The 12,028-nt window shown below is 62.9% G+C and carries 11 protein-coding genes and 1 tRNA gene; 6 read left to right on the forward strand and 6 right to left on the reverse strand.

What is annotated here, in order from left to right; all coding sequences use genetic code 11:
• Window positions 1–9: 9 nt before the first annotated feature.
• The 3 genes from HWQ56_RS05525 to HWQ56_RS05535 form a co-directional block, all read right to left on the reverse strand.
• The gene (locus HWQ56_RS05525) at window positions 10–2,883 is read right to left on the reverse strand and encodes a chemotaxis protein CheB (protein ID WP_245217820.1); all 2,874 of its coding nucleotides are present in this window, start codon (window positions 2,881–2,883) and stop codon (window positions 10–12) included.
• Window positions 2,884–2,939: 56 nt separating this feature from the next.
• A complete protein-coding gene (locus HWQ56_RS05530; RefSeq protein WP_176569984.1) occupies window positions 2,940–3,335 on the reverse strand; it encodes a lysozyme inhibitor LprI family protein in 396 nt (131 codons plus the stop codon).
• 503 nt (window positions 3,336–3,838) lie between these two features.
• The gene (locus HWQ56_RS05535; protein ID WP_176569985.1) at window positions 3,839–4,669 is read right to left on the reverse strand and encodes a hypothetical protein; all 831 of its coding nucleotides are present in this window, start codon (window positions 4,667–4,669) and stop codon (window positions 3,839–3,841) included.
• A gap of 292 nt (window positions 4,670–4,961) precedes the next feature.
• Here HWQ56_RS05535 and HWQ56_RS05540 point away from each other — a divergent pair, with 292 nt between their 5' ends.
• A complete protein-coding gene (locus HWQ56_RS05540; protein ID WP_176569986.1) occupies window positions 4,962–5,801 on the forward strand; it encodes an isocitrate lyase/PEP mutase family protein in 840 nt (279 codons plus the stop codon).
• Window positions 5,802–5,805: 4 nt separating this feature from the next.
• Here HWQ56_RS05540 and HWQ56_RS05545 read toward each other — a convergent pair whose 3' ends face one another.
• Window positions 5,806–6,486: an AraC family transcriptional regulator gene (locus HWQ56_RS05545; protein WP_158154436.1), complete on the reverse strand. Its 681-nt coding sequence runs from the start codon at window positions 6,484–6,486 to the stop codon at window positions 5,806–5,808.
• Between the two features lie 138 nt (window positions 6,487–6,624).
• Between HWQ56_RS05545 and HWQ56_RS05550 the strand changes: the two genes are divergently transcribed.
• Window positions 6,625–7,569, forward strand: a complete 945-nt coding sequence (locus HWQ56_RS05550; protein ID WP_176569987.1) for a hypothetical protein — start codon at window positions 6,625–6,627, stop codon at window positions 7,567–7,569.
• On the forward strand, window positions 7,548–7,988 hold the full coding sequence (locus HWQ56_RS05555; RefSeq protein WP_158154438.1) for a hypothetical protein: 441 nt from the start codon (window positions 7,548–7,550) through the stop codon (window positions 7,986–7,988). The genes HWQ56_RS05550 and HWQ56_RS05555 overlap by 22 nt, the downstream gene beginning before the upstream one ends.
• Before the next feature lie 378 nt (window positions 7,989–8,366).
• On the opposite strand, the gene HWQ56_RS05560 is transcribed toward HWQ56_RS05555, so the two are convergent.
• Window positions 8,367–8,675: a DUF3077 domain-containing protein gene (locus HWQ56_RS05560; RefSeq protein WP_245217821.1), complete on the reverse strand. Its 309-nt coding sequence runs from the start codon at window positions 8,673–8,675 to the stop codon at window positions 8,367–8,369.
• 521 nt (window positions 8,676–9,196) lie between these two features.
• Window positions 9,197–9,281: transfer RNA gene (locus HWQ56_RS05565), tRNA-Leu, on the reverse strand.
• 109 nt (window positions 9,282–9,390) lie between these two features.
• Here HWQ56_RS05565 and queA point away from each other — a divergent pair.
• From queA to yajC, 3 genes are read left to right on the forward strand one after another with little or no spacing between them, the layout of a single operon-like run.
• Window positions 9,391–10,455, forward strand: a complete 1,065-nt coding sequence (queA, locus tag HWQ56_RS05570) for a tRNA preQ1(34) S-adenosylmethionine ribosyltransferase-isomerase QueA (protein WP_176569989.1) — start codon at window positions 9,391–9,393, stop codon at window positions 10,453–10,455.
• Window positions 10,456–10,469: 14 nt separating this feature from the next.
• Window positions 10,470–11,585, forward strand: coding sequence for a tRNA guanosine(34) transglycosylase Tgt (gene tgt / locus HWQ56_RS05575; protein WP_176572348.1), 1,116 nt, complete (start codon window positions 10,470–10,472; stop codon window positions 11,583–11,585).
• Window positions 11,586–11,630: 45 nt separating this feature from the next.
• Window positions 11,631–11,969 (forward strand): preprotein translocase subunit YajC, encoded by a 339-nt coding sequence (yajC, locus tag HWQ56_RS05580; RefSeq protein WP_158154440.1) that lies wholly within the window; start codon window positions 11,631–11,633, stop codon window positions 11,967–11,969.
• Window positions 11,970–12,028 lie beyond the last annotated feature (59 nt).

Genomic DNA, 12,028 nt, shown 5'->3' on the forward strand with positions numbered 1-12,028 from the left:
ATCCAGCCTCTAGGTTCTCGACGGTTGGTGCTGCATGGCCAGCAAAATCAGGTGGGGCCGCGCGCCCTGGCCGTTGACGCGTCGCGCATTCAAGGTGATGGTCCGTGGGCCCAGGCCCGGGAGGTCCTGCAGCATCTCGAATCCTTCAAAACTAGTGTTGCGCTCCAGAATAGTGCCCAGTTTGTCCCGCAGTGCCACGATATCCCATTGGCCGTCGCCCAGTTCGTAGAATTTGTGGCCGTTGGTCTGGGCCGCCGACGTATTGAAGGTGCGGTGGTAGGAGCGGCTGGCTGAAACCACGCGCAGCTCATGGTCCAGAACCAGCAAAGGCTCCAGCACCGTGTCGACGATGGCTTCGGCGAGCTCGCGGGCCGCCTGCACGGCCTGTTCATTGGCCACCCGGGTGTTGATGTCGTGGAAAGTCATCACTACGCCGTCTATCACGTTGTCCAGGGTTCGGTAAGGCAGCAGCCGGGCAAGGAACCAATTGCCGGAGGTGGTGCGCAGTTCTATTTCCCGCGGGATCAGGGTGTCCAGCACTTCCTGCGCCGGCACCAGCAGATCGAGCGCGTCCAGGTAGGAGGTGATGTCAGCCAGCGGTCGTCCTATGTCCTTGGGTATCAGCCGGTAAATCTTCACGGCATCGCGGGTAAAACGCCGGATGGTGAGGTGGGTATCCAGAAATATAGTGCCGATATTGATGCTGTCGAGGAGGTTTTTCATGTCGTTCTGCATGTCGCCCAACTGCTCGATCTTGGCTTGCAGTTCGGCGTTGACGGTCACCAGTTCCTCATTGACCGACTGCAGCTCCTCGCGGGAGGTTTCCAGCTCTTCGTTGGACGATTGCAGCTCTTCATTGGTGGACTGCATCTCCTCGTTGGCCGAGCTGAGCTCCTCGTTGGCGTCCTGCAGCTCGTCGATGCTGGCCTGCAGGTTCTCGCGGGTGTAGGCCAGGTCGCGTTCCAATTGGGTGACGCGTTCGCGGGTCGGCGCTGCGCTGCGCTTGCTGGCTTGCGCCGCCGGGGCATGGCCCGGTTGGGCCTGTTCCTGGAAGGTCACCAGCAGCAAGCGCTCGCCGGCGGGGGTGTCGGCCATGCGCCGCACGCTCAGGCGCACCAGGCGCACGGCATCATCGCTGACCACGCTCAGGGGCGGTGTCACGATGGTCTCGGTGCTGCCAGCGGCGCGGTGCACGGCGTTGCGCAACTCCAGTTGCAGGCCTTCGCGAGCCATGTCCACGACATTCAGGCTGGCCTGGCCGGGCGCCGGGCGCAGGTAGCGGCTGGTATCGCCGTGGATGTACTGAATGGTGCCGGCCAGGTCGGTGACTACCGAGGCAGGGCCGAACTCTTGCAGCAGGGCACGCCGGGTCAATTCGGCGAGGTTGGTGTCCTTGGTCATTTTCGCGGGGTGTCCCGGTAGTTTGCTGGTCCGTTCCGGCACCCACGACAGGCTGCTGTCCAACGGTATGGATTTGGCCACCGTGCCCTTGATGGCACGGTAGAACTTCCATTTGCGGTGCAGCGGGCTGAACAGCGCCGCATGGCCGCCGATGCTTTCCGAAGGAGATAGGAACAGCACGCCGCCGGCCTTGAGTGCGTAATGGAAGGTGGGAATGAGGCGGTTCTGCAGGGTCGGCCCCAGGTAGATCATGAGATTGCGGCAGCACAGCAGGTCCAGACGGGTGAAAGGCGGGTCCTTGATCACGTTCTGCACGGCAAAGACGATCATTTCGCGGATTTCCTTTCTCACCCGGTAGCCGCCTTCCTCTTTGCTGAAGTAACGCTTTAGCCGTTCGTCGCCTACGTCCGCAGCGATGGCTTCCGGGTACAGGCCGGCGCGCGCCAGGTGGATGGCGTCGGCGTCCAGGTCGGTGGCGAAAAACTGCACGGTCAGCGCCAGGGAATGGGCCTGCAGCAGTTCGTGCAGCACCATGGCCACTGAGTAGGCTTCCTCACCACTGGCGCAGCCGGCTACCCATACGCGAAACACGCCATCGCGAGGGGTGCTGGCCAGCATGGGCTCCAGAATGTGCGCCTTCATCACCTCGAAGGCTTGAGGATCGCGGAAGAACTGGGTGACATTGATCAATAGCTCGTTGAACAGCACCTGGCTTTCCGTCGCGCTGCCGTGCAGCAACGTCAGGTACTGCGCCTGGTCGTCGATCTGCTGAACCTGCATGCGCCGTTCGATACGCCGTGCGATGGTGCTTTTCTTGTATTGCGTGAAGTCGTGCCCGGTCGCCTGGCGCAGGTGCAACAGAATCTGCAGCAGCGCATCGCTGGCGCCCGGGTCCGGCACACCGCCCATCAGCGCTGCGGGCATCTGCTCGAGCGCTAGCACCTGACTGGCGTTGTCCGCTTCCACGACATGCCGGGGCATGGCGTCATACGCTGCTTCGCTGGGCAGCTGTACCAAAGTCCGGCCGCCGTGGTCCAGAATCGCCCGGCAGCCCAGGGTGCCGTCGGCGCCCGTGCCAGAGAGCACCACGCCTATGGCATGGCCTTTCAGTTGTTCTGCCAGCGAGGTGAAGCACGTATCGATGGGCAAATGGTGGCCGCGCGGCGCCTTCCAGGGGCGCACCACCAGGCGGCGGCCGGTCAAGGTCAGGTCATGGTTGGGCGGGATCACGTACACCATGTTCGCCTGTACGGGGTTGCCGTGCACGGCCTGCATCACCGGCATGCTGGTGGCCCGGCCGAGAATCTCGCTCAGCAGGCTGGGCCGCGCCGGGTCAAGGTGCTGCACCACCAGGAAACACAGACCCGAATCGGCAGGCATCAGGCGCAACAGGCGCTCCATCGCTTCCAGGCCCCCGGCAGAGGCGCCCAGGGCGACGATGGTCTGGTATTTGCCGGCAGGCAGGGTCTTGATCGGGGGCACGAGGCGGCCTGCGGCAATAGTCGGGGATCGCCTATCTTAGCGGGTTTCCGTGGCCATCAGGGTTGCAGATAGTCTTGTAGCTCGCGGGTACGTTGCTCGGCCCGGTTGCGCTTGCAGCCCAGCGCCGCTAGCCCGCGCAGAGTGCCGCCACTGTTGGCCTGGTAGATGGCCTCGCAGTCGGCGTCGCGGAACTTGATCCAGGCGCGCTGAGCGATTTGCAGCTTCTGGCGGGTTTCGCTGTATTGCTCGGACTCGGTGTCCGGCTGGCTGAGGTTCTGGATCAGCTGTTTATAGGTGGCGTTGAGCTTGGCTTCGGCCGCGTCGGCGTCCAGGGCTGCGCACTGGGTCATTTCGGGGGTAGTGCTGGCGTTGGCGCAGTCGGGTTTCGGCGCCGCGGCCAGGGCGCCGAAAGCCATGAACAGGGTGGTTAACAGCAGATGACGAGGGTGCATGGGCAACATCCATGAAAAAGGGGGCGCTACGTTACCGTGACACTCGCAGCCCCGCTGGGGGAATAGGTGTAGGGATATTACCCCTTGATAGCGAATGCTACGGCAGGTATAGCCAATGTCTTACACGCGTTGGTTCTGATGTCCTCTAGGGGAAAGCCGTCCGCGGGCTTAATCTAGCCCCATCAGCTGAGGCAAAGGATTTGCCCGGCGTCACGGATGACAGGCCAGAAAGGATTCGCTTCGACAGGGAGTTGAACAGGCCAAACGAAAAACCCGCTTCGGCGGGTTTTTTGTTGCCTGGCTTTTGACCGCGTGTCGGCCACGGCGCGAGGCATAAAACCTGCGATGACCCGCAGCAGCGGACCCGGCCGCGTCGGCGGTACATGCGGTGTACCTGCTGCGCCGCGGCGTTGGTGACGCGGCCAGGTCCGCTGCTACGAGGCAAGACGGAAGTCATTTGTGCTTTTCGCGGTAACTCGTGTGCCTTTCAGCTTGAGGCTCGCTCAGCCCGGATATTGATCCGAACGCACCCACTCCCCAAGCCCCACGTTTCGCCAGCCCGGCGCCACCGCGCTCTGCCGCGCTCCCGGCCCGGTACGCGAGGTATCCAGGCTGCCGATATCCGAAATCGCCACCGTGCTGCGCTGGCCGGAATACACCGTGCTTCTGAGCACGAATGAGCCGTTCTTCTCGTCGATGCTTTCCAGTATCCCTTGTTCGGCCAACGGGTTGCCGCCGCCGGTGGTGGTCTTGCGCCACACCAGCAGGTAGGTGTTGAGCAGGCCTTTGAGGGTGTCCACCAAGCGGGCTCGCTCCACCTGTTCGTTGAGGTAGGCGCTGGCGGCGTACCTGACCGGGTTCAGGAATTGCTCCAGTTGCAGCACCAGGTGCAGGTTGGCCGGCGTGATCTGCCCTCCCGCCACGGCAGCCATGTAGGGCTCCGCGTCCTGGCAGGCCTCCGCCGCAGCGTTGGCGTCTGCCACGGCATCGGCGGGGCTTCCCGACGCGGCAGCCTTGGCGTCGCTCCACACGGCGGACGAAGCGGCTTCCAGCGCCAAACCTCGGGATTCCTGGGCGTTGATGAGGTTGGCAAAGTCCGCATCATTGCCCTCGGCATAGGATTCGATGGCGATGCTGGCCACGGCATCGTCGTGGCTGGTCACCGCCACACCCCATACCCGTGCGTAGACCTCGGCATCCCGGAGCGCCCGCTTGACATCGGGGTCGTCGGCCGCAGCCTTTTGTTCGGTGATGACGGCGAGGCGTGCCTTGACGGCATCGTAGGTCTGACAGGCGCGAATGCTGGCCAGTAGCTCGTTGAATGGTTTCTCCATGATCGCAATCTCCTGTGGTTGAACATTCCATGGGTCGTGCTTCCTGCGGTTTTTAACCATAGCCCGCAGTACGGCCCAAGCAAGGTTGGAGGTAACGCCAGGAGGTGCTCTCGCAGTGGCTGTGGAGGGCGTGATGTACGCAAACCCCCGCCCGACGGGGGCGAAGCAAGAATGGCGACCGAGCCAAAAACCATACAGTTTTTTCCGGGGGATCGCCTCGGCAGCATTCCGGCAGCGTTTGCGGCGCATCTGCTACAACTGATAGCTCTCCCCATTCGTCAAGGCCCGCGCCATGCAAACCCTCGACAAAGCCCTGGCGTTCCAGGCACTGCACAACCGTCGTGAGTTGTTCATTCTCCCGAACGCCTGGGATGCCGGCAGCGCGAAAGTCCTCGCGGCCCTGGGGTACAAAGCCCTGGCCACTACCAGCGCTGGCTTGGCCTTCGCCCTCGGCCGGCGTGACGGCGAGGGCGCCGTATCACGTGACGAGACACTGGCCAACGCCCTGAGCATTGTCCAGGCCACAGACCTGCCGGTGAGCGCCGACCTGGAAAACGGTTTTGGTCCGCGTCCCGAAGATGTCGCCACCACCCTTCGCATGGCCGGCGATATCGGCCTGGTGGGCGGCTCCATCGAAGACGCCACAGGCGATCCTTCAGCGCCCATCTATGACTTCAACCACGCCCTGGAGCGGGTCATCGCCGGCGTCGAGGCGGCGCGCAGCCTGCCGTTCCCGTTCACCTTCGTGGCGCGTGCGGAGAACTTCAGCCATGGGGTTCTGGACCTCGACGACACGATTCACCGCCTGGTCGCGTTTGAGCGGGCTGGGGCGGATGTGCTGTTTGCGCCGTCATTGCCGAACCTGGAGGCGATACGCCAGGTATGCGCTGCGCTCGGCAAACCGGTGAACGTGGTGATGGGGTTGGCAGGTTCGAAGCTCACGGCTGCCGAGCTGGAAGGCGCAGGTGTGCGGCGGGTCAGCCTGGGGAGTTCGTTTGCCAGGGCGGCGCTGGGGGCATTCATTCGTGCGGCGCGGGAAGTGAAGGAGGGTGGGACGTTCGAGTTCGCGGATGAGGCGGTTGGGTTTCGGGAGGCGAATGGGTTGATGGGGGGGCAGAATCGAGGCGGCTGATATTTCAACCGAGCACACGTAGGCGCAGATGGCGCAATGTCAGATCAGCCCGAACCCCAAATTGCTTGCGCACACTGCGTGACAGGTGCGCCGAGTCCGAGAACCCGGCCGCCATGGCCGCGGCCGTCAACGTGCTGCCGGCCAGCGCCAGTGCCAGCGCGCGGCGAAGCCGGTGCCACAGCACCAAACGCCTGACCGATACCCCAAGGCTGCCGGTGAACAGGCGCTCAAGCTGGCTGATCGACAGGGCTGCTTCCCGGGCCAGCACCTCGGCGGGCAGTGTCTCATCTTCAAGGGCACGGACCCGGTGCAGCGCTTTGGCCAGCCGTGCATCCAGGGTGCGGCGCGGCAGGTCGTCGATCCGCTTAGCCAACCGCTCCATGCTGGCACCCGCTTCGATGCAGCACTGGTGCACCGCCTGCAGCTCGAAGGCCAGGGGTTCGGCGAACAGGGTGAGGGTGGGTTGCTCCGGCGCAAGGATCGCGTGCTCCACGCCAGATTCGATCACCAGCACCGGGGCGCATTGCAGCTGCCCGCCAATCAACGCCTGCACCTCGCCCCTTTGCGCGATGAGGAACTGGTGGGCGTAATGGGCATGGGGCTGGGTGGTGCCAGCGGTCCCTGCGAGCAGGCCGTAGTCGCTGGCTAGCCACAGCTCGCCTTGCCATGACGGGGTAGGGTTCATCGATCTCCGCCTGTATCAGGGCACCCTTTCTCGACGCCTCGGCCAGCAGCGCTGGATGGGTGTTTCCCTATTCTGACATGTCGTGCCGGTTACTTGCTGTATCATTCAAGTTGCCAAAACAGCCAAGGAAGTAGGCTCATGCACACCACCCCTGCACCCACCGGCAAGCTCATCAAGACCTTCAGGCATGGCAAGACGCTACCCGTGTTCACCGCGCTCTTCGGCGTGGTGCTGCTGGCCCTGGCCATCTTCGTGCTGTACCTGCAAACCGCCCACCTGATTGCCAGTACCGGACCCGTCGAGCTGCAAACCAACCGCGGTCTCAACATTACCTTTTCCAGCCAGGCGATGATGCTTTACGCCACCGCTGGCCTGCTTGCGGCACTGGCTGCTGGCATGCTGGGCCTGGCCCTATGGCAACGCAACCTGCGCCGGGCCAGCTATGAAGTCCATGAGCACGGCATCACGCAGATCATTGGCCGCCAGCGCGACTACACGCCTTTCAGCGAGATCCAGGACCTGTACCTGTTCAGCTCCGGCCAAACCGCCATCAGCGGGCTGATCACCAACCTGGCCTACCGCCGCGACGCCAGCGAACCGTTCAAGCGCGTCAGCCTGCACCTCAAGGACTTCCTGGCCTTCGTGCAATGGGTGCGCGAACTCTACCTGCGCGAGCGCCTGCCCGCCGTCATGCAAACGCTGGAAGCCGGTGGCGCCGTGACCTTCAACTACATCAGCACCGGCCAGGTGTGGGGCAAACGCATCAGCGGCAACTTCCTGAACGTGAGCACCCAACCCATCGTGCTCACCCGCGAGCAGTTGGAAGTGGACGGGCAGAAGGTATCCATGGCCAGCCTGCGCGGCGTGGACCTGAATGCCTGGACTGAAAAAGTGGTGATCAAAGGCGCCGTGGGCAAGACCGTGTTCGTCGCCAATGCCAGCGGCATCATGAGCCACGACCTGCTGCTCGCCACCCTGGCGACCCTGATGCAGACGGGCGACGCCCAAGGGCAGCCGGCCCCGGGCACCGTGGCCGAACTTTTACGATTTGGAGATCGAGCGTGGCAGAAATCAATCCAGTAACCGCCGAGCTTGCGGCGCAGATCAACGACCTGGCCAACCAGGGCCTGGAACTCCTGGGGCTGACAGCCGCCACCCCACCAGAGGACGTGGTTGCGGCCATCACCCAAAGGGTGCGGGACTGCAAGGCGGCGGGTACGGTATTGCCCGAGGAACAGACCTTCGCCCTGGGTGCCTTGCTCGGCAACCAGTACGTGCTGGGGCACGATTGGCACTGGGGTGGCGTGGTATGGGACTTCGATGAAGAAAACGGCGCAGTGGGCGTGCTGAACCACGATGATTCGTTGTTCATGAACCCCATTGGCTGGGTGGCCGAAACGCTGGAATCGGAAGGTGGCGTAGGGTTCATGCTCAACTACAACCTGGTGGCCGCCAATGAAGTCCCGGTGCGCGACCCGGGCAGTGCCACGGGATTGTATTGAGTCCCCGCTGCAACGCCCGGTGAGGGAGAGCCCCGCCTTCCGCAGACAACCCCGGTCACCAAGGCTGAACCCTGTGGGACCGGGCGAAGCTCGGGAAGCAGCCACCGAAAACTCTCAGACAAACCGCGTCGCCTGTTTCAGGAGCTGGCGCCTGGTCCTGCAGATGTTTATCTGCCGTTACCTCAAACGCCACTGCGACTTGCTCCCGCGGGGTCCTGCGCGGCTTGCTGGCGGCTTCCTGCTGCGCCTAGGCCAGTAGGCTCACGCCCATGCGCGGATAGGAGATGCGCCATCCACGATCCCGTCCAGTCGCCAATGGCCTGTTCCAGCCCAAAACGCCGAACCAGCCGCTAATCCAGCCCGGCGTCCCCAGCACGATCAGACTGCGCTGTTGCAAGCCACCGGTATCGTCAAATCACTCAAGATCGCTTGAGCCATTTCCCCCAGGTAAGCCGCAGCCCACGCCAGATGAGGGCCGTCGTCGCCCATGGCGGCGTCTGTCATCAATTGGTTGGCGACGAGTTGCAGGTTGGAGCTGTGGGCCAGGGCATCCACGAGCGGGATGTCAGGATTGACGGTGAACAGAGGGGCTGCTGTGGAACCGCAAGGGGCAAAGGTGGTTTGGCCTTGGGTGTGGTGCGGGATTGGATCATTCATCGGTGAATCTCCTATCGCAAGATGGATCATCACCCAAACCTGCCGCCAAGCAGGAAGAGGGTGACGGGTTACACAAGGTTGGCGGACCGGGCAATAGGCAAACCGGCACTTCCGAAGAAGTCCCTGCGCAACCCGCCATAACACAGCATCGCGGGCACGAGACCGTGCTTGCGATGGTGAGGTGCGGCGCTGTTGCGCCTTATTGCTAGTCGAGCCGCCAAGCTCGGTTGCCTTTTGGCAACTTGGCAAGGCTACCGGGGTGTTCTGCTTAGCGTCAACCGTTCCTCTCCCAGAGGTCCTCGAAGTGGTGCGGCACCCGTCCCGGGACGCGATCCCGGATTCCGTGAAGAACCAATTGAAAGCGGCTGGCAGGCCATCACAGGGTGTGGCCAAGGGCGAGGTGGTTTTGGCAGTGTCGGCCTTTCGCAGGCAAGCCTTGCTCTCACACTGACCATGGCGCCTGCGCAGGCTGCGTCCAAATCCCAGGCACAAAAAAACCGACTCAAGGTCGGTTTCTTTGCTGCAATCCCCGGTAGAAGGGATTTGAATCTTGGTGCCCCGAGGGAGACTCGAACTCCCACTCCTTTCGAAAACGGATTTTGAATCCGCCGCGTCTACCAATTCCGCCATCAGGGCTCAATGGCCGCGGAGTATAGAGAGCCCTCGACCGTTGGTCAACTCTCTCGCGTGGTCAATTTGTGTGTTTTGAGCTAAACTTCGCGGCCCTGTCAGACCGAACACCATCATGCGCGTCGCCGATTTCTCCTTCGAGCTTCCCGATTCCCTGATTGCACGCCACCCGCTGGCCGAGCGTCATGGCAGTCGTTTGTTGACCCTGGACGGGCCCAGCGGTGCGCTGGCCCATCGTCAATTCACCGATTTGCTGGAGCACCTGCGCCCCGGCGACCTGATGGTGTTCAATAACACCCGGGTCATTCCTGCGCGTGTGTTCGGCCAGAAGGCTTCCGGCGGCAAGCTGGAAATTCTGGTGGAGCGCGTGCTGGACACCCACTCGGTGCTGGCCCACGTGCGTGCCAGCAAGGCGCCCAAGCCGGGGTCGATGATTCTCATCGACGGCGGCGGCGAGGCCGAGATGGTGGCGCGCCACGATGCGCTGTTCGAGCTGCGCTTCAATGAAGAGGTGCTGCCGCTGCTGGACCGCGTTGGCCATATGCCGCTGCCGCCTTATATCGACCGCCCCGACGAGGGCGCCGACCGCGAGCGCTATCAGACCGTGTACGCCGAGCGCGCGGGCGCGGTGGCGGCGCCTACCGCAGGCCTGCACTTCGATGAAGGCCTGTTGGCGCAGATCAAGGCCAAGGGCGTGGAGTCGGCCTTCGTGACCCTGCACGTGGGCGCGGGTACGTTCCAGCCCGTGCGGGTGGAGAACATTGAAGACCACCACATGCATAAAGAGTGGCTGGAGGTCAGCCAGGACGTGGTGGACGCGGTCAATGCCTGCAAGGCCCGTGGCGGCCGTGTGGTGGCCGTGGGCACCACCAGTGTGCGCTCGCTGGAAAGCGCGGCACGCGATGGCGTGCTCAAGCCGTTCAGCGGCGACACCGACATTTTCATTTTCCCGGGCCGGCCGTTCCACGTGGTCGATTGCCTGGTCACCAATTTCCATTTGCCGGAATCCACGCTGTTGATGCTGGTGTCGGCCTTCGCCGGTTATCCCGAGACCATGGCGGCCTACCAGGCCGCGGTGAGCAACGGTTACCGCTTCTTCAGTTACGGTGATGCCATGTTCATCACCCGCAATCCGGCGCCCCGCGGTCCTAGCGAAGCGGCGCCAGGGGATCACGCATGAGTCGCACCTGTCGTATGTCGTTCGAACTGCTGGCCACCGACGGCAAGGCCCGTCGCGGCCGCCTGACCTTCCCGCGTGGCGTGGTGGAAACCCCGGCATTCATGCCGGTGGGCACCTACGGCACGGTGAAGGGCATGCTGCCTCGGGATATCGAGGCCATCGGCGCGCACATGATCCTGGGCAACACCTTCCATCTGTGGCTACGCCCGGGCATGGAAGTGATCAAGGCCCACGGCGACCTGCACGATTTCATGAAGTGGCAGGGCCCTATCCTGACCGACTCGGGCGGCTTCCAGGTGTTCAGCCTGGGCGCCATGCGCAAGATCAAGGAGGAGGGCGTGACCTTCGCCTCGCCGGTGGACGGCTCGAAGGTGTTCATGGGCCCCGAGGAGTCCATGCAGGTGCAGCGCGACCTGGGCTCTGACGTAGTCATGATCTTCGACGAATGCACTCCGTACCCGGCCGACGAAGATGTGGCGCGCGTGTCCATGGAGCTGTCCCTGCGCTGGGCTCAGCGCTCCAAGAACGCCCACGGCGACAACACCGCCGCACTGTTCGGCATCGTGCAGGGCGGCATGCACCAGAACCTGCGCATGCGTTCGCTGGAAGGCCTGGACAAGATCGGCTTCGACGGCCTGGCCATCGGTGGCCTGTCGGTGGGCGAGCCCAAGCACGAAATGATCAAGGTGCTGGACTACCTGCCAGGCCGGATGCCTGCTGACAAACCTCGTTACCTTATGGGTGTTGGCAAGCCGGAAGATCTGGTTGAGGGTGTGCGCCGCGGGGTGGACATGTTCGATTGCGTGATGCCAACCCGCAATGCCCGCAATGGGCACCTGTTCATCGACACCGGCGTGCTGAAAATCCGCAACGCGTTTCATCGCCACGATAATTCGCCGCTGGACCCGACCTGCGACTGCTACACCTGCCAGAACTTCTCCCGTGCTTATCTGCACCATTTGGACAAGTGCGGCGAAATGCTGGGGAGCATGTTGAATACGATCCACAATTTGCGTCATTACCAGGTGCTGATGGCTGGTTTGCGCGAGGCTATTCAACAAGGTACATTGGCCGCCTTTGTCGATGCCTTCTACGCCAAACGCGGGCTTGTAACGCCGCCTTTGGACTGAGTTCGTGACCCTTTTGAGTCAACAATTTTGCAACTGGAGTGCTAAATGAGCTTTTTTATCTCTGATGCTTTGGCCGACGCTGGTGCGCCGGCAGCGGCAGGCCCGATGGGCGGCGGCTTCGAGTGGATTTTCCTGGTCGGCTTCCTGGTCATCTTCTACCTGATGATCTGGCGCCCGCAGGCCAAGCGTGCCAAAGAGCAGAAGAACCTGCTGGGCAACCTGCAGAAAGGTGACGAAGTTGTGACCACCGGTGGTATCGCCGGCAAGATCAACAAAGTGACCGAAGACTTCGTGGTTATCGAGGTTTCGGACACCGTAGAGCTGAAAATCCAGAAGGGCGCCATTGCCGCGACCCTGCCGAAAGGCACGCTCAAAGCGATCTAAGCTTCAGACTTTTACCAATCGACGGGGCGCGCAAGGCGCCCCGCGTCTTGAACGGGCGG

This window comes from Pseudomonas eucalypticola (assembly GCF_013374995.1).
Lineage (GTDB): Bacteria > Pseudomonadota > Gammaproteobacteria > Pseudomonadales > Pseudomonadaceae > Aquipseudomonas > Aquipseudomonas eucalypticola.

Excerpts from the sequence above, each read along its gene's own strand:
- queA (WP_176569989.1), top strand. The coding sequence starts at position 9,391 with ATGCGCGTCGCCGATTTCTCCTTCGAGCTTCCCGATTCCCTGATTGCA.
- HWQ56_RS05545 (WP_158154436.1), bottom strand. The coding sequence starts at position 6,486 with ATGAACCCTACCCCGTCATGGCAAGGCGAGCTGTGGCTAGCCAGCGAC.
- tgt (WP_176572348.1), top strand. The coding sequence starts at position 10,470 with ATGTCGTTCGAACTGCTGGCCACCGACGGCAAGGCCCGTCGCGGCCGC.
- yajC (WP_158154440.1), top strand. The coding sequence starts at position 11,631 with ATGAGCTTTTTTATCTCTGATGCTTTGGCCGACGCTGGTGCGCCGGCA.
- HWQ56_RS05540 (WP_176569986.1), top strand. The coding sequence starts at position 4,962 with ATGCAAACCCTCGACAAAGCCCTGGCGTTCCAGGCACTGCACAACCGT.
- HWQ56_RS05535 (WP_176569985.1), bottom strand. The coding sequence starts at position 4,669 with ATGGAGAAACCATTCAACGAGCTACTGGCCAGCATTCGCGCCTGTCAG.
- HWQ56_RS05530 (WP_176569984.1), bottom strand. The coding sequence starts at position 3,335 with ATGCACCCTCGTCATCTGCTGTTAACCACCCTGTTCATGGCTTTCGGC.
- HWQ56_RS05560 (WP_245217821.1), bottom strand. The coding sequence starts at position 8,675 with ATGATCCATCTTGCGATAGGAGATTCACCGATGAATGATCCAATCCCG.
- HWQ56_RS05550 (WP_176569987.1), top strand. The coding sequence starts at position 6,625 with ATGCACACCACCCCTGCACCCACCGGCAAGCTCATCAAGACCTTCAGG.